The organism is Streptomyces sp. CA2R106, from assembly GCF_037034245.1.
Classification (GTDB): Bacteria; Actinomycetota; Actinomycetes; order Streptomycetales; family Streptomycetaceae; genus Actinacidiphila.
The window spans coordinates 212,758-230,753 of the sequence record NZ_JBAGKC010000009.1 but is presented as its reverse complement, the minus strand read 5'-3'; the positions used below and the strand labels follow the sequence as shown (position 1 = coordinate 230,753).

Sequence of the window (17,996 nt, the reverse complement as noted above, 5' to 3'; positions counted from 1 at the left end):
AAAGCGATGCGGCTTCAGTGGTCACCTGGGATTATCGGACCGCTTCACCGAACCTCCACAACGTGTCACGCGGGTGAAGCATGCGGCAGCGGGCATCTGTCGCCCTATCCTTGACCCCGGTACGAGGTCACGGAACCACCCAGGGGCGGAGACAGCCGCGGCCACTGTCCGGCCCCCGTAGCTCAGTGGATAGAGCAGGTGCCTTCTAAGCACTTGGCCGCAGGTTCGAGTCCTGCCGGGGGCACCACAGCGAGAGCCCGCGGGCCACCCACGGAGTCATTTCATCCTCTTTTTTCGCTTTTATGGCGATTTCCGGCCTGGCGAACCGTTGCCTCAGATGGCTGGTTTCAGCCCCCAAGGCCGCTGTTGACGCGGTTGCTGCGGCTACATCCCGGATCGTGGCGGCCCGCCCGAGGGCGTCACCGTGCGAGGAAGTCGATCACGGCCGGAAGCGCGCTGGGGTCCTGGAACGGAAAGATGTGTCCGCCCTCGAAGACCCGCAGCTCGGCGTCCGGGACAACCCGGGCGATGGCCTCGCTGTTAGCGACCGGGGCGATGCCGTCGTAGCGCCCGGCGGCGACCAGCGTCGGGCAGGTGACGGCTGCGAGCCGGTCGTACACGTCGTGCGCGGCTCGGGCCCTCATCTGGAGTTCCTCGCCCCGCCGTACGCCGGCCGGCCGGTCCGACGCCAGCCGCCCGCGCATCGACTCGACCACGGCGCGGTCACCAGGGTGGGCGGCCAGCCATTCGGCGGAGAAGCGGGTGTCGAGGATGCTCGTGTACCGGGCCACCCGCTCCTCCGGCGGAAGCAGGGGCAGCGTGTGCAGCGGGTAGGAGGAGCCGCCGCGGCCCCCGGAGGACGTGCACAGCAGCGCCAACCGTTCCACCCGCTCTGGCCGGGTGACGGCCAGTTCCTGCGCCACCATCCCGCCGAAGCTGAACCCGAGCAGGCGGAAGGACGGCCAGCCGAGGTGGTCGGCCAGTGCCAGCGCGTCCGCGCCCAGGTCCGCCATGGTGTACGGCCCGGCGGCGGGCCCGGACCTGCCTATGCCGCGCTGGTCGAAGGCGGCCACCTCGAACCTGCCGGACAGGCGCATGATCAGCACGGCCGCCTCGGCGAGCGTCCCGCCGGAGCCGTTGAGGAACAGCAACCGCGGCCCCTTGCCCGTCACCTCGTAGTTGAGGGCGACTCCGTCGAGGTCGGCGGTGGCCATGCGATCAGCTCCTTGTCCGGTCCGTCGTGCGCGGCGGCCGTGCCCGGCGCCGTCGGTGGGATTCTCGCGCACGGCGAAGTCGCGCCGTCCGCAAGCCCCGTTCGACCGCCGACCCGCACTCCCGTGGATCAGGACCAGGCCGTGCCGCCCGCGTAGTCGGAGGCAAGCGCCGTGTTGATGCCGGAGATGATCGACATGGAGGTGGTGATGAAGCCCAGCTCGCGGTTCTTGTTGAGGGAGGCGTTGGAGAAGTTCTGCGAGCCGACGTCCACGGTGGCGGCGCTGGTGCCGTAGTCGGCGACGATCGCCTTGGCGTGGATGTACAGGGACGCGGTGTAGGCGTAGGTGTGCACATGGACGCCGGCCGCGGTGAGGGCATCGAACTCGTCGGCGTACTCGTTGTCGTCGTTGGTCATGGTGACCTCCACGTTCACCCCGCGCTTGGCGGCGTTCTCCAGCGCGGTGACGACGGTGGCGTAGCCCATCTCCTCGTTCTCCACCGACAGGCTGGTGGTGGCGCCGTTGATGATCGCCAGGATCTTCGACTGGGCGTCGGTCGGGCTCCACACCAGGTGGTCGCCGTCGGTCGGGGTGATCGCGGTACCGGCGTAGTCGGCCGCGAACACCTTCTCGATCGCCTTGACGTCCAGGGAGTTGTTCTCGATGACGGCGAAGTCGCGGCTGGTGGAGTAGTACTGGCTGGTCAGGTTGCCGCTCATGATGGCGGTGGTGGCGTCGTCCACCGTGAGGGTCTTCTGGTGGGTGGCGGCGTACGTGGTGGAAGCCCAGTGCGTGGGCACGCCGTTGGCATTGAGGTAGGTGTAGGCCGCGGTGTTGTTCGACTTCTCCAGGTTCTGGTCGAGGATCACCCGGACCGTCACCCCGCGCTTGGCGGCGGCGACGAGATCCTGCTCGGCGGTGGTGTCGGTCAGTTCGTACATGGTGAGGTCGATGCTGGTCGTCGCCGAGCCGATCAGGTTGTAGATCGCGCCGTAACCGGCGGACGGCTCGGTGACCAGGGTGTAGGTGACCGCCGAGGGGGCGACCGAGGCGGAAGCGGTCGCAGCAGTACCGGACGTGGCGGCACCGGCGGTTCCGGCAGCCCCCGCGACCAGAGCGGCGGCGGCGAGCAGACAGGCAGGACGGATGTACGGGCGGGACATGCGCACCTCGCATAGGTCGTCCGATGTGGCATGTACAGGACATCACGACCCGCCCCGGCGATCTCCACAGTCCAGGCGAAATCCTGGACTCGGCTTGGCAAAGTCCCCAAGCGCGGAGGGCCGCGTCCAACCGGACCCGGATGCGTACCGCCATCACCAGTCTGCGACGAACTCCCCCCGCACACAGGAGTGTTGGCGCCCCACCCGGAGCTCTCCGCATACGCCCCGCACCCGCAGCACTACGGCACACGAACCCCGGCGCGCGGCCGCGCCGCACACGCAGCCCGACCAGGGGCGCCACACGCAGATGGTCGCCCTTTTGACTATTTGATCCTTTTACGGTGGTTTGTCCCACATCTCACCGGGCACACCACCTTCGGCCCCTCCCCCGGCCGTGACCGACCGTATCCCTGAGGGGTCGCAGCGCGAGGAGCTGGTGATTGATGGCCTCTTCCGTCCCCGCTTCCAGTCACACATCCGCACACGCCTCCCCCCGGGGCCGGCACCCGCACGACGACGCCCCCGACACGGCCGAGGCGTTCCGCCTGCTCGCCCGGCTGCCGGACGGCGCCTCCAAGGAACATCTTCGGCAGCAGATCGCCACGGAGTGGCTGCCGATGGCTCACCGCCTGGCCGGGCGCTACCGCAACCGCGGCGAGTCCCTGGACGACTTGCGCCAAGTGGCCGCCCTCGGCCTGGTCAAAGCCGTGAGCCGGTACGACCCCGACCGCGGCACCGCCTTCGAGAGCTACGCGGTGCCGACCATAGACGGCGAGATCAAACGGCACTTCCGCGACTGCATGTGGTCGGTGCACGTACCGCGCCGTGTCCAGGCCCTACGAGCCCGCGTCCGCGCCGCACACCAGGAGCTGACCCAGACCCGGCCGGGACGCGAACCCACCGCCCGGGAGATCGCCGAGCACGCCGGCCTCACCGAGGAGGAAGCCGCCGCCGGCCTGGAAGCCCTGGAGAGCTTCAGCTCCCTGTCGCTGGACGCCCAGTGCCGGCAACCCCTGGACTCCGGGCCCATGTCCCTGGCCGACACTCTGGGTGCCCCCGACCCCGCGCTCGACGTCGTACTCGACCGCGAAGCGGTCAAACCGCAACTGTGCCGCCTTCCCGAGCGCGAACGCCAGATCCTCTACCTGCGCTTCTTCCACGGAATGACGCAGAGCATGATCGCCGACCGGCTCGGCATCTCGCAGATGCACGTATCCCGCCTGATCGCCCGGTCCTGCTCGGCGATCCGAGAGGAGGTCGTCGGCGCCGAACACGCAGTGGACGCCCTCGAACGCGGCGCCCCCGAGGCCGCCTCGCAGCAAACCCTGCACCGCCGTGATCACACACCGGCTCCGAACGCCGCCGCACCGCACAGACGCGCTGCCTGACCGCGCCCGGCACCGCCCCTGCCGCCTCCCTGGCCCCTGCTCTCCACCAGCGCATCCTCCCTCCCGGCGGCCCGAACTCCCCTGCCCAGGACCAGGCATGCTTTTGCCAGAAAGGGCTACGAGGGTGAACAGACGGTGTGAGAAAGTGTGCGCCTGAGCTGTCCCCAGCAGGCTTCGAGCACCTGCCGGTACCGCGCTCGCCGCCGGGGGCGAGCGCGCTGGCAGCTATGGGCCACCCCGGCGATCAGGCAAACGATGCGAGGGATCGTTGCGTATGGACTCCACCCTGTCCGGGGCGACTTCGACAGCCCGACGCCGCAGACGGCTGACGAACCACATCAAGGAGCATGTGCGGGACCTCCATGCCCAACTCACGCTTCTCAACCACCAGATAGGTGCGCACCTCGACCTTCGGGACGCCGATCTGGAGTGCCTGGACCTGATCAGCCGACACGGCCCGATGGGCCCGACAGCACTGGCGCGGCGCGCGGGCCTGCACCCCGCCACCCTCACGGGCGTGCTGGACCGGCTGGAACGAGGCGGCTGGGTGGTCCGCACCCCCAACCCCAGCGACCGCCGAGCGATCCTCGTCCAGGTGATCAAGGAGAAGGAAGCCGAGATCGGCTATCTCCTCTCCGGCCTCAGCCATGCCATGGACGGCGTGTGCGCCGATTACGACGATGACGCACTGACCACCATCGCCGACTTCCTGCAGCGCAGCACCGAGGCGGGACGGACCGCCACCGACGAACTCACCAAGAGCTGATCCCCCCGCCTCCACACCGGCCCGGCCCCCTGCGCCAGCAACTCCACCACCCCAGGCGCAGGGGCCGGGCTTTGTGCTTCCCGCCCCCACGGCGGCGCCCGCCCACCCGATGGAGCAACCGAACTGCGCACTCCTGTTCATTACCCCCTCACTTCAAGCAGAATCAATCATCTACACTGACCGAAGTACGCGCACGACACCCGACCGCGCAGCCCCGCGCGCCGCCTGCCCGAGGAGCCCTTATGGCCGCCCCGTCACTGACCACCACCGAGATCACCACCCAGCCCGACTGCTGGCAGCGCGCGGTCGAGCTCGCTCCGGAACAGTCCGGGAAGCTGCCCGCCCGTGGTGAGCGGGTCGCGGTCATCGGCTGCGGCACCTCCTGGTTCATGGCGCAGTCCTACGCCACCCTGCGCGAGAGCACCGGTCAGGGTGAGACGGACGCCTTCGCCGCCTCCGAGTTCCCGCTCGGCCGCAGCTACGACCGTGTGCTGGCGATCACCCGCTCCGGCACGACCACCGAGGTGCTCAGGGCCTGCGAGCAGCTGCTCGGCTCCACCCCGGTCACCGCCATCACCGCCGACCCGAAGACCCCGGTCATGCAGGCCGCGGACGAGATCGTCGTCCTGGACTTCGCCGACGAGCAGTCCGTGGTGCAGACCCGCTTCGCCACCACCGCGCTGGCGCTACTCCGTGCCCACCTCGGCGAGGACCTCACCACCGCGATCGCCGACGCGCGCACCGCTGTGAGCGACGATCTGTCACCCGAGGCACTGGCCGCCGAGCAGGTCACCTTCCTCGGCACCGGCTGGACCTACGGGCTGGCGCAGGAGGCCGCGCTCAAGATGCGGGAGGCCGCCGGCGCCTGGACCGAGGCATATCCGGCCATGGAGTACCGCCACGGCCCGATCAGCATCACGGGCCCCGGCCGCGTCGCCTGGTCCTTCGGCCCGCTGCCCGAGGGGCTGGCCGACAATGTCGCCGCCGTCGGCGGGCACCTGGAGCACCGGCCCACCGTCGACCCGCTCGCCGACCTCGTCCGCGCCCAGCGCCTCGCCGTCGCGATCGCCGAGGCCAAGGGCTACAACCCGGACCGTCCGCGCAACCTGACCCGATCGGTCATCCTCGGCTGACCCCATCTCCATCCACCTCCCTTCTCCCCTTCTCCCGCTGACGGCGCTTCCGCATCCGTCGGTACCCGCTCCACATCCGTCCGCCGCTGCCACGGCGGACCGACCCACCTGCACCGTCGGCACGCCGCGTGCCGGCCCACCGGTCCCCGAACGACCCCGGGGACCCGGACCCGAGGAAGCCGCATGCCGACCGCCGCCACCGCCGAACTCGTCCTCGCCGCACACGCGTCCGGCGGTGGCGTGGCCGCCTTCAACGTGATCACCCTGGAGCACGCCGAAGCGATCACTGCCGCCGCCGAGCAGACCGGTCTGCCCGTCATCCTCCAGATCAGCGAGAACGCCGTGAAGTTCCACGGCGGCCGCCTCGATGGTGTGCTCGCGGGCGCGGCGGCCGCCGCCGAAGCGGCCGCCGTACCCGTCTCCCTCCACCTGGACCACGTGGAGGACGAGGCACTCCTTCGCGCCGGGGTCGCCGCCGGCGTGACCTCGGTGATGTTCGACGCATCGGTCCTGCCCTACGAGGAGAACGTCAGCGCCACTGCCCGGATCACCGAGTGGGCCCACACCCACGGGGTGTGGGTGGAGGCCGAACTCGGCGAGGTCGGCGGCAAGGACGGTGCGCACGCCCCGGGTGTGCGCACCGACCCGGCGGAGGCCGCGGCTTTCACCGCTGCCACCGGTGTGGACTCGCTGGCCGTCGCGGTCGGCAGTTCGCACGCGATGACCGAGCGCACCGCCCGGCTCGACCACGAACTCATCGGCCGGCTGCGCGAGTCCGTGGGCGTGCCGCTGGTCCTGCACGGCTCGTCCGGCGTGTCCGACGGCGAACTGCGGCAGGCGGTCACCGCAGGCATGGCGAAGATCAACATCGGGACGGCGCTCAACATCGCCTTCACCACCGCCGTACGCGACTACCTCGCCTCGGACCCCACAGCCGTCGACCCGCGCCGCTACCTCCGCCCTGGTCGCGACGCGATGACCGCTACCGCCGCCCACCTGCTGCGAGTGGTGGCCGGCGCGCCCGAGCAAGAAGGCTGAGACCCGAAGCGGGATTGTCACGCACGGTAATTCTGCCGCAGTCCGGCCGGTCCGAAACGATCTCCACCGAAAGGCAACTCGAACGAGTGATCGAGCGCGCTTCGATGTGATCAATACTTCGGTAATACTGGCCGTGACCTGCGGTTTGTCACCGTTACGCGGGTTCCGTGTCACAGAAGATCAACAACCGCATGCGCGCGTCGCGCCCCGTCGTTGTCCGGACGAAGGTGCTGATCGATATCGCCGTCGCATGGAGGTGCTTCATGACCGATCGGACCCTGTGGTCGTACGCGGACATCGCAGCCCACATCCGCGTCCAGGTGGACACCGTGCGTTCCTACCGGAAGCACGGCCACCTGCCGGACCCCGACGTCGTCGAACGCGGGAAACCGTTCTGGTACGCGGACACGATCCGGGCGTGGAGCGCCCGGCGCCCGGGCAACAGGGGGCGCCGGGACCCCGGCTGACCCGGCGCCGCGGCGCAGCTCACCGCTAAGTGCCGCGCCCGGTCAGCGGACGCGAACTGTCGCCCGCATCGTTGTCCGGCGGCGGCACGGGAGACGGCAGGATCTCCCGGCCGTCCTCGGGCACCGAGACCGGCGGAGGACGCTCGGACGCGGCAGGCGGCGGGACGATCACGGCACTCGTGGCTGCGGACGACTGCGGGGCGGACGCCGCCGAGGTGCCACCCTCGACACCCGCCGCAGTCGGTCCGGCCGGCCCTTCACACCCCCCGGCGGCGGACGCGACCACGACGGACGGGGGACTGCCCCCGTCGCCATGCCGTCGGTCCCGCCCGCGTGAGACCCACTGCGCCACCGTGCCGACCCCGGCGACCAGCAGGGATATGCCGAGCCCGAGGGACAGTGCGTAGAAGGAGTTCGAGGCTGCCCGGCCGCTGATGTATCCGGCACCGACCGAATACGACGCCCACACCGCCTCCGCGACACCCGCGCCGACGGCATACCGCCGTGCCGGGTACCGCACGACGCCCGCGGCCAGCCCGCCGATCACCCGGCCGCTGGGCAGGAAGCGGACGCCTATGACGAAGGGCACACCATGACGCTGGATGCGCAGGGCGGCCCATTTGAGCAGTGCCGCCTGGCGGGGCCGGCGGCGCATGCGGTGCAGCACACGGCCGCTCAGTGCCCGCCCGGCGCGGTGCAGCAGCATGTCACCGACAACGGCGCTGCCCGCCACCACCAGCAGCACGAGGGCGATGCTGAGACGGCCCTCAGCGGCCATCACACCGCCCGTGACGAGCAGGACGGCGTTGGGTACGAGCGGCGGGGCCGTCGTCGCGGCCAGCAGCGCGTACGCCCAGAAGACGTTGCCACCCCGCAGGTGCTCGGCGAGACCGGAGGTGAAGTCGATCGACGACACGCTCAGTGCAACGTCCATACCACCGCCCCTCTTCCCACCCCCTGGGATCAACGCTCCCAGCGGTTCCCTCGGCTCGGCAAGCGGGTTTGGCGGTGTAGGGGTACTTCTCCGCCGATTCCCCGGAAATCTCATCCTCGGGATGCAGCGGGCCTACTCCCGTGGGTGGAGGCCCGGAAACCACTGGTCGCCGTCAACGCCCGAGCAGCTCGCCGCCGTTGCACTGCAGGATCTCGCCGGTGATGAAGCCGGCCTCCGGGGAGGCCAGGAAGAGCACGGCCGCCGCCACGTCCGCCGGCCTGCCGACCCGGCCCACCAGCGTGCGTCCCGCGCGCCGGGTCAGCTCCGCGTCATTGAGCCGCGACCCGAAGAACTCGGTGCCCGCCACGGTCCCGGGAGCCACGATGTTGCACGTGACGCCCTGCGGACCCAGCTGGGCGGCCAGGGAGTGGTTCCAGGCGTGCAGGGCGGCCTTGGAGGCCCCGTAGGAGCCACCGCCGCGCAGCGCGGCGACCGAGGTGACGGTGACCACCCGGCCGGCGTCGGAGAAGCGGTCCCGCAGCGACTCGGTGAGCAGCACCGCCGTCAGGACGTTCCGTTCGAAGTCACCGCGCCAGCGCGCCAGCAGACCGTGCGGCCCGGCCCCCACGGCCAGCTCGCGGCTGCCCGCGCTGTTGACCAGAACGTCGACCCGCTCGGGCAGTTGTGCCAGGACCCTCTCGACGTCGTCGGGATCGGCCAGATCGCAGACGGCCGGAGTGACGTCCAGTCCGCGCTCGGTGTGCAGCTCGTCCGCGGCGGCGTGCAGGACCTCGCGGCGGCGGCCGACGATCGTGACGCGGTGGCCGTCCTCCGCGAACCGGATCGCGATGGCCAGGCCGATCCCTGTGCCTCCGCCGGTCACGACGATGTTCCGGACCGTTGTCGCGTTCTCTGCCATGTGCTCCGCCCCTCGAGGAGAAACAGCACGCTACGGGATCACGCCGGACCGGCCGCGAGCGGGGTAGCCAGCACAAACACCCACAGCGAAGAGACGTAGATCACATCGCCAAGAGCGTAACCAATACGGCGTCTCGTGGGTCTTATGTCTTGAACACCGGCCCCCGGCGGAGCCGGTGTAGAGAGTTGAGGTACGGTCCATCTTGGGGGATGGATCGAGTTGCGTCGCCGGGGCGATCTCCGGGGAGCTTGAGCGGCCCTCCCGGCCGCTTCGTCCCGGCTTGGCGCGGCCGCCGAAAACGCCCGGTACGGACCCGTGGGGGGATCCGCTCCGGGAAACGGGAGCGCCCCGTGCCGGACCCGTGGGGGGATCCGTCGCGGGGCGCTCTCTTTACCCGTGGGCCCAGGTCAGCGGGCCTCGACCGGGACGTAGTCGCGGGTGACGACGCCGGTGTAGATCTGCCGCGGCCGACCGATGCGGGAGCCGGGCTCCTTGATCATCTCGTGCCACTGGGCGATCCAGCCGGGCAGCCGGCCCAGCGCGAACAGCACGGTGAACATGCTGGTCGGGAAGCCCATCGCGCGGTAGATCAGGCCGGTGTAGAAGTCCACGTTGGGGTAGAGCTTGCGCGAGACGAAGTAGTCGTCGCTGAGCGCGTGCTCCTCCAGCTTGAGCGCGATGTCGAGCAGCTCGTCGGACTTGCCGAGCGCCGAGAGGACATCGTGCGCCGCCGCCTTGATGATCTTCGCCCGCGGGTCGAAGTTCTTGTAGACGCGGTGCCCGAAGCCCATGAGCTTCACGCCGTCTTCCTTGTTCTTCACCCGGCGGATGAAGGAGTCGACGTCGCCGCCCTCGGCCTTGATGCGCTCCAGCATCTCCAGCACGGACTGGTTGGCACCGCCGTGCAGCGGCCCCCACAGCGCGCTGATGCCGGCGGAGATCGACGCGAACAGGTTGGCCTGCGAGGAGCCGACCAGCCGGACCGTGGACGTCGAGCAGTTCTGCTCGTGGTCGGCGTGCAGGATCAGCAGCTTGTCCAGCGCGTTGACCACGACCGGGTCGAGCTCGTACTCCTCGGCCGGGACCGAGAAGGTCATCCGCAGGAAGTTCTCGACGTAGCCGAGGTCGTTGCGCGGGTAGACCACCGGCTGGCCGACGGACTTCTTGTACGCGTACGCCGCGATCGTCGGCAGCTTGGCGAGCAGCCGGATCGTGGACAGGTCGCGCTGCTCGGGGTCGAACGGGTTGTGGCTGTCCTGGTAGAACGTCGACAGCGCGCTGACCACGGAGGACAGCATCGCCATCGGGTGGGCGTCCTTCGGGAAGCCGTCGTAGAACCGTTTGACGTCCTCGTGCAGCAGCGTGTGCTGCGTGATCTGCCCCTGGAACGAGGAGAGCTGGTCGACGGTCGGCAGCTCGCCGTTGATCAGCAGGTACGCGGTCTCCAGGAAGGAGCCGCGCTCGGCGATCTGCTCGATCGGGTACCCGCGGTAGCGCAGGATGCCCTGCTCACCGTCGAGGAAGGTGATCGCGGACTTGTACGCCGCGGTGTTGCCGTAGCCGCTGTCCAGGGTGACCAGCCCGGTATCGGCACGCAGCTTGCCGATGTCGAAGCCGTTGTCACCGACGGTGCTGTCCACAACGGGGTAGCTGTACTCGCCGTCCCCGTACCGCAGTACTACAGAGTTGTCGCTCACGTCATTCCCTCACCGACGGTTTTGCCTCTTCTTCGAGGTGCCCTGACTACGTCCACTGTCCCCCATTTGGCACTGGGGTGTGCACTCGGGGTCGGCCATCGGGCCGAAAAGTGGCACGGAGTGCCTATTTTGCGCCCAGATCAAGCCGATGGTCGAGAGCGGTGAAGCGCCGACCCGCCGAGACCGTGCGCACCGCCTGGCCGATCGCCCGGCGGGACCCCACCAGCACGACCAGGCGTTTCGCCCGTGTGACCGCGGTGTAAAGCAGGTTCCGTTGGAGCATCATCCAAGCGCCGGTAGTGACGGGGATCACCACCGCGGGGTACTCGCTGCCCTGCGACCTGTGAATCGTGACGGCATAGGCGTGGGTCAACTCGTCCAGTTCGTCGAAGTCGTATCCGACCTCTTCGTCCTCGTCGGTCCGCACCGTCAGCTTCTGCTCCACCGTGTCGAGGGCGGTGACCACGCCCACGGTGCCGTTGAAGACGCCGTTGGCACCCTTCTCGTAGTTGTTCCTGACCTGCGTGACCTTGTCGCCGACCCGGAAGGTGCGCCCGCCGAAGCGGCGCTCGGCGACGTCCGGGCGGGCCGGGGTGACAGCCTGCTGGAGCAGCCCGTTGAGCACGCCCGCGCCGGCCGGCCCGCGGTGCATCGGGGTGAGCACCTGGACGTCGCGGCGCGGGTCGAGACCGAACCTGGCCGGAATTCGACGGGCCACGACGTCGACTGTCAGCCGGGCCGCCGCCTCCGAGTCCTCCTCGGCGAAGAGGAAGAAATCGGCCAGTCCCTGAGTGACCGGCGGGGTGCCCGAGTTGATCCGGTGCGCGTTCGTCACCACACCGGACTGCTGGGCCTGACGGAAGATGCGGGTCAGCCGCACCGCCGGCACCGGGCCGCTCGGGGTGAGCAGATCCCGCAGCACCTCGCCCGCTCCCACGCTCGGCAGCTGGTCGACATCGCCGACGAACAGCAGGTGCGCTCCGGGTGGCACCGCCTTCACCAGTTTGTTCGCCAGCAGCAGGTCCAGCATGGACGCCTCGTCGACGACCACCAGGTCCGCGTCGAGCGGCCGGTCCCGGTCGTAGGCCGCGTCCCCGCCCGGCTTGAGCTCCAGCAGGCGGTGCACCGTCGAGGCGGCGGCCCCGGTCAGTTCGGCGAGCCGCTTGGCAGCCCGGCCGGTCGGCGCGGCCAGCACCACCTTGGCCTTCTTGGCAACCGCCAGGGCGACCACCGAGCGCACCGTGAACGACTTGCCGCAGCCCGGGCCGCCGGTGAGTACCGCGACCTTCTGTGTGAGCGCCAAGCGCACGGCGTCCTGCTGCTCGGGGGCGAGGTCCGCGCCGGTCTGCTCGGCGAGCCAGGCCAGCGCCTTGTCCCAGTCGACGTCCTGGAAGCCGGGCATACGGTCCTCAGGTCCGCGCAGCAGCCGCAGAACCTGGGCGGCGAGCGCGATCTCCGCCCGGTGGAATGGCACGAGGTACACCGCCTTGATCGGTTCGCCGTCCCCGTCGGGCGACGGGACGCTCTCACGCACCACGCCCTCCTCGTCGGCCAACTCCCCCAGGCACTCGATCACCAGGCCCGTGTCCACCTGCAGCAGCTTCACCGCGTCGGCTATCAGCCGCTCCTCCGGCAGGAAGCAGTTGCCGTTGTCCGTGGCCTGCGAAAGGGCGTATTGCAGGCCGGCCTTGACCCGCTCGGGGCTGTCGTGCGGAATTCCCACCGCCTGTGCGAGCCGGTCGGCGGTCAGGAACCCGATGCCCCACACCTCGGCGGCGAGCCGGTACGGCTGGTTCTTCACCACGGAGATCGAGGCGTCGCCGTACGTCTTGTAGATGCGCACGGCGATGGAGGTGGACACCCCGACGCCCTGGAGGAAGACCATCACTTCCTTGATCGCCTTCTGCTCCTCCCAGGCGGCCGCGATCAGCTTCGTCCGCTTGGGCCCGAGGCCCGGTACCTCGACGAGGCGGGTGGCCTCGGTCTCGATGACGTCCAGCGTGTCGGTGCCGAAGTGGTCCACGATGCGCTCGGCGATGCGCGGCCCGATGCCCTTGATCAGCCCGGAGCCGAGGTAGCGCCGGATGCCCTGGACCGTGGCCGGCAGGACCGTCGTGTAGTTCTCGACGGTGAACTGCTTGCCGTACTGCGGGTGGGAGCCCCAGCGGCCGTTCATCCGCAGGGACTCGCCGGGCTGCGCGCCCAGCAAGGCGCCCACCACCGTGAGCAGGTCGCCGGAACCGCGTCCGGTGTCCACCCGCGCGACCGTGTAGCCGTTGTCCTCGTTGGCGTACGTGATCCGTTCGAGGACGCCCTCCAGGACCGAAAGGTGCGGTGCCTCACCCATCTGCGAGCTCCCTTCGGGCCGGTCGGTGATCTGCTCCGAAGGTACCGGCAGCGGCCGACAGCGCGGCGGCGGTCACCCGCCCGGCTGTGGACAACTCCGAAGCCGGCGGGCGGAAAGCGAGAGGGGCCCGGCCGAAGCCGGGCCCCTCTTCATCCCTCCCCCTGTACCCCCGAAACCCCCCTCGGGCGTACCAGCCGGGCTCCCTGAACCCCCTCCGGGAGCCCCGATGCCATGTACGACACACCACGGCCCGAAAGGGTTGCACCGCGGAACGGCAAAATTCGAAGATTTTTTTCCGGCCCCGTCAGGGCACGTCAGAGCACGTGCCTCCGGTACCTGTCGGCGACTTCGGCGAGCACCTCGGCCCCGTCCCTCGCCCACAGGCCGGGGTTGAAGATCTCCACCTCCACCTGGCCCTGATAGCCGGCCTTGTCGGCAAGGACGCGGAATCCCCTGAGGTCGACGCAGCCGTCACCGAGTTGACCGCGCCCGAGCAGTACGCCCTCGGGCAGCGGCGTCACCCAGTCGGCCACCTGGAAGCAGGCGATCCGGCCGCCCTCGCCGGCACGCGCGATCCCGGCCGGCGCACGGTCATCCCACCACAGGTGGTAGGTGTCCACCACGACGCCGACGTGTTCGGGCGCGAAGCGCTCCGCGATGTCCAGGGCCTGTTCCAACGTCGAGATCACACAGCGGTCCGAGGCGTACATCGGGTGCAGTGGCTCGATCGCCAGCCGCACGCCGTGCTCCGCGGCGTACGGCACGAGCGAGCCGATCGCTTCCGCGACCCGTTCCCGGGCGGCCGCGATGTCGCGTTCGCCCTCGGGCAGGCCGCCGGAGACCAGCACCAGGGTGCCGGTGCCCAGGGTCGCGGCCTCGTCGATCGCCGCACGGTTGTCGGCCAGTGCCTCCGCCCGCTGCGCCGGGTCGGAGGCGGTGAAGAAGCCGCCGCGGCACAAGGAGGTGACAGTGATCCCGTGGTCGCGCATCAGCGCGGCCGCCTCCGACACGCCGTACTCCTGGACCGGCGCGCGCCACAGGGCGACCGACGTGATGCCGACCTCCGTGCAGCCCGCGGCCAGTTCGGGCAGCGACCACTGCTTGATGGTCTCCTGGTTGATGCTCAGGCGCGCGAGGTCCGTCACGGCGCCCAGGTCTCCGGTCATGCGTCCACTCCGTATACGGCCAGCAGCCCGCGCATCCGGGCCTCGGCGAGTGCGGGGTCGGCGAAGATCCCCACCTGGTCGGCGAGTTCGTAGGCCCGCGCGAGATGCGGCAGCGAGCGGGCCGACTGGAGTCCGCCGACCATCGTGAAGTGGTCCTGGTATCCGGCCAGCCAGGCGAGCAGGACCACACCGGTCTTGTAGAAGCGGGTCGGCGCCTCGAAGAGGTGCCTCGACAGGCCGACCGTGGGGTCCAGCAGTGCCCGGAAGCCCGCGGCGTCCCCGGTGTCCAGGGCGCTGACCGCGGCAGAGGCCAGCGGAGCCAGCGGGTCGAAGATGCCGAGCAGGGCGTGGCTGAAGCCTTCGTCGTCACCCTCGATCAGCTCCGGGTAGTTGAAGTCGTCGCCGGTGTAGCAGCGCACCCCTTCGGGCAGGCGGCGGCGCAGCGCGACCTCGCGGCCCGCGTCGAGCAGCGAGATCTTGATGCCGTCGACCTTGTCCGGGTGGGCGGCGATCACCTCGAGGAACGTTTCGGTCGCGATGTCGAGATCGCCGCTGCCCCAGTAGCCGGCGAGTGCGGGATCGAACATCGGGCCGAGCCAGTGCAGGATCACCGGGTCCGCGGACTGCCGCAGCAGGTGCCCGTACACCTCCAGGTAGTCGTCCGGCCCCTTGGCGACCGCGGCCAGGGCGCGCGAGGCCATGATGATGGCCTGCGAGCCGGCCCCTTCCACCACGGCCAACTGCTCCTCGTAGGCGGCGACGACCTCGGCGAGGGTGGCCTGTGCGGCGGCGGGGCCGACGAGTTGGTCCGTGCCGACACCGCACGCGATGCGGCCGCCCGTCGTCCGTGCCTCGGCGGAGGACCTGCGGATCAGCTCGGCCGCGACCGGCCAGTCCAGGCCCATGCCGCGCTGCGCGGTGTCCATGGCCTCGGCCACTCCGAGACCCTGGCTCCACAGGTGGCGGCGGAAGGCGAGGGTCGCGTCCCAGTCGACGGCCGCGGGGGCGTCGGCGGCGGTGTGGAAGGGGTCGGCGACGACATGAGCGGCCGAATACACCACCCTGCTGCGCAGGGGCAGGCCCGCCTTGTGGTGCATCGGCTCCGACCGGGGTTCGTAGGCACGGGTCGTGCCGGACGTGTCCGGCAGCAGGATGGTCACAGCGAAAGCTCCGGGACGTCGAAGCGGCGGCCTTCCGCGGAGGACTTCAGGCCCAGTTCGGCGAGCTGGACGCCCCGGGCCCCGGCCAGCAGGTCCCACTGCCAGGGCTCGTCGAGCACCACGTGCCGCAGGAAGAGCTCCCACTGCGCCTTGAAGCCGTTGTCGAAGTCGGCGTTGTCCGGGACTTCCTGCCACTGGTCGCGGAAGGTCTCGGTGGCCGGCAGGTCAGGGTTCCAGACCGGCTTGGGAGTCGCCGAGCGGTGCTGGACACGGCACTTGCGCAGCCCTGCGACGGCGGAGCCGTGAGTGCCGTCCACCTGGAACTCGACGAGTTCGTCGCGGTTGACGCGCACGGCCCAGGAGGAGTTGATCTGCGCGACGGCGCCGCCCTCCAGTTCGAAGATGCCGTAGGCCGCGTCGTCCGCCGTGGCGTCGTACGGCTTGCCCTGCTCGTCCCAGCGCTGCGGGATGTGGGTCGCGGTGAGCGCCTGCACGCTGCGCACCCGGCCGAACAGCTCATGCAGCACGTAGTCCCAGTGCGGGAACATGTCCGCCACGATGCCGCCGCCGTCCTCGGCACGGTAGTTCCAGGACGGGCGCTGCGCGCTCTGCCAGTCGCCCTCGAAGACCCAGTAGCCGAACTCGCCGCGCACGGAGAGGATCTGGCCGAAGAAGCCGCCCTCGACCAGGCGTCGGAGCTTCTGCAGACCGGGCAGGAACAGCTTGTCCTGCACCACGCCGTGCTTGACGCCGGCCTCGGTGGCCAGCCGCGCCAGCTCCACCGCGCCGGCCACCGAGGTGCTGGTGGGCTTCTCGCAGTAGATGTGCTTGCCTGCCGCGATGGCCTGCTTGACGGCTTCCTCACGGGCGGAGGTCAACTGGGAGTCGAAGTAGATCTCGATCGACGGGTCGGCCAGGACCGCGTCCAGGTCCGTGCTCCAGTGCTCCAGGCCGTGCTGCTCGGCGATCGCGCGCAGCGCGTGCTCGCGGCGGCCGACCAGGACGGGCTCCGGCCACAGCACGGTGCCGTCGCCGAGGTCGAGGCCGCCCTGTTCGCGCAGGCTGAGGATCGACCGCACCAGGTGCTGTCGATAGCCCATTCGTCCGGTGACGCCGTTCATGGCGATCCTCACGGTCTTGCGTGTCATGGGCCTCTCCTGAGCGGTCGGGGGTGGGCACGAAGGCCGACTACGATGCGCTCGCACCATAGCAAGCGCTTTCTTCCGCATCACGCTAGCTTGCATGAGTGGCGGTCGACAAGACTCTCCAGGATGCGAAAGTAAGCGCTTGCTGAGAGGGTGGCCTGCGGAACGGCACTGCCGCTGCCGCGCACGGCGGCGAAGTGAGAGCATGTGCCGCGACGGCCGAGCGCCGGTAGGGCGCCGGTCAGGGCGGTCGAACGTCCGGTCGCCGCACGAGGAGGTCAGGAGCGACATGGCAGTGACACTGGCCGACGTCGCGGCGCGCGCGGGAGTGTCGTCGGCAACGGTCTCCCGCGTGCTCAACGGCAACTATCCCGTGGCCGGCAGCACCCGGGAGCGGGTGCAGCGGGCCGTGGCGGAGCTGGACTACGTCGTCAACGGGCAGGCGCGAGCACTCGCCGCGGCGAGCTCAGATCTCGTCGGCGTGCTGGTCAACGACGTGGCCGACCCCTTCTTCGGCCTGATCGCCAGTGCACTCCAACGCGAGATCGCCGGCGGGTCCGGCAACGCGAACAGCGGCGGGAAACTCGCGGTGGTCTGCAACACCGGCGGCTCCCCCGAGTCCGAACTCACCTATCTGACCCTGCTCGAACGCCAGCGCGCGGCCGGCGTGGTGCTGACCGGAGGAGCGGTCGAGGACGGCCCGCACACGGCCACCATGTCCGCCCGGCTGACCCGGCTGGCGTCGTCCGGCACACGGATCGTGCTGTGCGGGCGGCCACCGCTGCCCGGCCCGGCGCCGGGCATCACCACCCTCACCTTCGACAACCACGGCGGGGCACGGCGACTGACCGAGCACCTGCTCTCGCTCGGCCACCGGCGGATCGGCTGCGTGGCCGGCCCGATCGAACGCAGCACGACGCGGCACCGCCTCGAAGGCCACTTCGCGGCGCTCGCCGCACGCGGGCTCGCCCCGCGGCCCGACGACGGCGCGGACCTCGCCGATCTGCCGGGCCAGCCCGTCGTGCACGGCGGGTACGACCGCGCGTCCGGCTACGACGGCGCGCTGGAACTGCTCCGCAAGGACCCCTCCGTGACCGCGATCGTCGCGGCCAACGACGCGGCCGCGCTCGGCGTGTGCGCCGCCCTCCGCGACCGCGGGCTCAGCGTCCCCGGGGACATCTCCGTGGCCGGGTTCGACGACCTTCCCTTCAGTGTGGACGCCTCACCGGCGCTGACCACGGTCCGCATCCCACTCCAGGAGGCCGGCGCACGCGCGGGCCGACTGGTACTGGGCCGGTCGGCTCCACCGCCGGGTTCGGTCGCCACGGTGACCACGGAACTGATGGTCCGGGACTCCACGGCGCCACCGGCGCACGCCGCCCGCTGAGCCCGCCGGGGGTTATCCACAGACCGGAAATCGGGGCTTTCGCTCGGCTCCGCCACGGGCATACCTTTGACT

15 protein-coding genes and 1 tRNA gene are annotated in these 17,996 nt (G+C 70.3%); 7 read left to right on the top strand and 9 right to left on the bottom strand.

Annotated elements, in window-relative coordinates:
* The first annotated feature begins 171 nt into the window (after positions 1-171).
* Positions 172-247 (top strand) — tRNA-Arg (locus tag WA788_RS16450).
* Between the two features lie 172 nt (positions 248-419).
* Here WA788_RS16450 and WA788_RS16445 read toward each other — a convergent pair.
* Both WA788_RS16445 and WA788_RS16440 read right to left on the bottom strand, forming a co-directional pair.
* Positions 420-1,214 (bottom strand): alpha/beta fold hydrolase, encoded by a 795-nt coding sequence (locus tag WA788_RS16445; RefSeq protein WP_335977964.1) that lies wholly within the window; start codon positions 1,212-1,214, stop codon positions 420-422.
* Positions 1,215-1,342: 128 nt separating this feature from the next.
* On the bottom strand, positions 1,343-2,377 hold the full coding sequence (locus WA788_RS16440) for a phospholipase D-like domain-containing protein (protein WP_335977961.1): 1,035 nt from the start codon (positions 2,375-2,377) through the stop codon (positions 1,343-1,345).
* Between the two features lie 443 nt (positions 2,378-2,820).
* On the opposite strand from WA788_RS16440, the gene WA788_RS16435 reads away from it, so the two are divergent.
* From WA788_RS16435 to WA788_RS16415, 5 genes are all read left to right on the top strand, one after another.
* Complete coding sequence (locus WA788_RS16435) at positions 2,821-3,765, top strand: SigB/SigF/SigG family RNA polymerase sigma factor (protein ID WP_335977959.1); 945 nt, start codon at positions 2,821-2,823, stop codon at positions 3,763-3,765.
* A 274-nt stretch (positions 3,766-4,039) separates the two neighbouring features.
* Positions 4,040-4,531, top strand: coding sequence for a MarR family transcriptional regulator (locus WA788_RS16430; protein WP_335977957.1), 492 nt, complete (start codon positions 4,040-4,042; stop codon positions 4,529-4,531).
* A gap of 242 nt (positions 4,532-4,773) precedes the next feature.
* Positions 4,774-5,664 (top strand): SIS domain-containing protein, encoded by an 891-nt coding sequence (locus WA788_RS16425; RefSeq protein ID WP_335977956.1) that lies wholly within the window; start codon positions 4,774-4,776, stop codon positions 5,662-5,664.
* Between the two features lie 183 nt (positions 5,665-5,847).
* The gene (locus WA788_RS16420; RefSeq protein ID WP_335977954.1) at positions 5,848-6,702 is read left to right on the top strand and encodes a class II fructose-bisphosphate aldolase; all 855 of its coding nucleotides are present in this window, start codon (positions 5,848-5,850) and stop codon (positions 6,700-6,702) included.
* Positions 6,703-6,965: 263 nt separating this feature from the next.
* Positions 6,966-7,169, top strand: a complete 204-nt coding sequence (locus WA788_RS16415) for a MarR family transcriptional regulator (RefSeq protein ID WP_335977953.1) — start codon at positions 6,966-6,968, stop codon at positions 7,167-7,169.
* Between the two features lie 25 nt (positions 7,170-7,194).
* Here WA788_RS16415 and WA788_RS16410 read toward each other — a convergent pair whose 3' ends face one another.
* From WA788_RS16410 to WA788_RS16380, 7 genes are all read right to left on the bottom strand, one after another.
* Positions 7,195-8,103 carry a DedA family protein gene (locus tag WA788_RS16410; protein ID WP_335977952.1) on the bottom strand — a complete coding sequence of 303 codons (909 nt, stop codon included), beginning with the start codon at positions 8,101-8,103 and terminating at the stop codon, positions 7,195-7,197.
* Between the two features lie 172 nt (positions 8,104-8,275).
* Entirely contained in the window at positions 8,276-9,022 is a 747-nt protein-coding gene (locus WA788_RS16405; RefSeq protein WP_335977951.1) for an SDR family NAD(P)-dependent oxidoreductase, read from the bottom strand.
* A gap of 407 nt (positions 9,023-9,429) precedes the next feature.
* Positions 9,430-10,719, bottom strand: a complete 1,290-nt coding sequence (locus WA788_RS16400; RefSeq protein ID WP_335977950.1) for a citrate synthase — start codon at positions 10,717-10,719, stop codon at positions 9,430-9,432.
* 124 nt (positions 10,720-10,843) lie between these two features.
* Positions 10,844-13,066 (bottom strand): SF1B family DNA helicase RecD2, encoded by a 2,223-nt coding sequence (gene recD2, locus WA788_RS16395; protein ID WP_335977948.1) that lies wholly within the window; start codon positions 13,064-13,066, stop codon positions 10,844-10,846.
* A 314-nt stretch (positions 13,067-13,380) separates the two neighbouring features.
* A complete protein-coding gene (locus WA788_RS16390; protein WP_335977946.1) occupies positions 13,381-14,232 on the bottom strand; it encodes a sugar phosphate isomerase/epimerase family protein in 852 nt (283 codons plus the stop codon).
* Complete coding sequence (locus WA788_RS16385) at positions 14,229-15,392, bottom strand: dihydrodipicolinate synthase family protein (protein WP_335977945.1); 1,164 nt, start codon at positions 15,390-15,392, stop codon at positions 14,229-14,231. The genes WA788_RS16390 and WA788_RS16385 overlap by 4 nt, the downstream gene beginning before the upstream one ends.
* Positions 15,389-16,540: a Gfo/Idh/MocA family protein gene (locus tag WA788_RS16380; RefSeq protein WP_335977943.1), complete on the bottom strand. Its 1,152-nt coding sequence runs from the start codon at positions 16,538-16,540 to the stop codon at positions 15,389-15,391. The genes WA788_RS16385 and WA788_RS16380 overlap by 4 nt, the downstream gene beginning before the upstream one ends.
* 286 nt (positions 16,541-16,826) lie before the next feature.
* Here WA788_RS16380 and WA788_RS16375 point away from each other — a divergent pair, with 286 nt between their 5' ends.
* Positions 16,827-17,924 (top strand): LacI family DNA-binding transcriptional regulator, encoded by a 1,098-nt coding sequence (locus WA788_RS16375; RefSeq protein ID WP_335977941.1) that lies wholly within the window; start codon positions 16,827-16,829, stop codon positions 17,922-17,924.
* Positions 17,925-17,996 lie beyond the last annotated feature (72 nt).

Coding starts and splice junctions, on each gene's coding strand:
- recD2 (WP_335977948.1), bottom strand. CDS start 13,066: ATGGGTGAGGCACCGCACCTTTCGGTCCTGGAGGGCGTCCTCGAACGG.
- WA788_RS16420 (WP_335977954.1), top strand. CDS start 5,848: ATGCCGACCGCCGCCACCGCCGAACTCGTCCTCGCCGCACACGCGTCC.
- WA788_RS16390 (WP_335977946.1), bottom strand. CDS start 14,232: ATGACCGGAGACCTGGGCGCCGTGACGGACCTCGCGCGCCTGAGCATC.
- WA788_RS16425 (WP_335977956.1), top strand. CDS start 4,774: ATGGCCGCCCCGTCACTGACCACCACCGAGATCACCACCCAGCCCGAC.
- WA788_RS16445 (WP_335977964.1), bottom strand. CDS start 1,214: ATGGCCACCGCCGACCTCGACGGAGTCGCCCTCAACTACGAGGTGACG.
- WA788_RS16410 (WP_335977952.1), bottom strand. CDS start 8,103: ATGGACGTTGCACTGAGCGTGTCGTCGATCGACTTCACCTCCGGTCTC.
- WA788_RS16405 (WP_335977951.1), bottom strand. CDS start 9,022: ATGGCAGAGAACGCGACAACGGTCCGGAACATCGTCGTGACCGGCGGA.
- WA788_RS16415 (WP_335977953.1), top strand. CDS start 6,966: ATGACCGATCGGACCCTGTGGTCGTACGCGGACATCGCAGCCCACATC.
- WA788_RS16375 (WP_335977941.1), top strand. CDS start 16,827: ATGGCAGTGACACTGGCCGACGTCGCGGCGCGCGCGGGAGTGTCGTCG.
- WA788_RS16435 (WP_335977959.1), top strand. CDS start 2,821: ATGGCCTCTTCCGTCCCCGCTTCCAGTCACACATCCGCACACGCCTCC.
- WA788_RS16440 (WP_335977961.1), bottom strand. CDS start 2,377: ATGTCCCGCCCGTACATCCGTCCTGCCTGTCTGCTCGCCGCCGCCGCT.
- WA788_RS16430 (WP_335977957.1), top strand. CDS start 4,040: ATGGACTCCACCCTGTCCGGGGCGACTTCGACAGCCCGACGCCGCAGA.
- WA788_RS16380 (WP_335977943.1), bottom strand. CDS start 16,540: ATGACACGCAAGACCGTGAGGATCGCCATGAACGGCGTCACCGGACGA.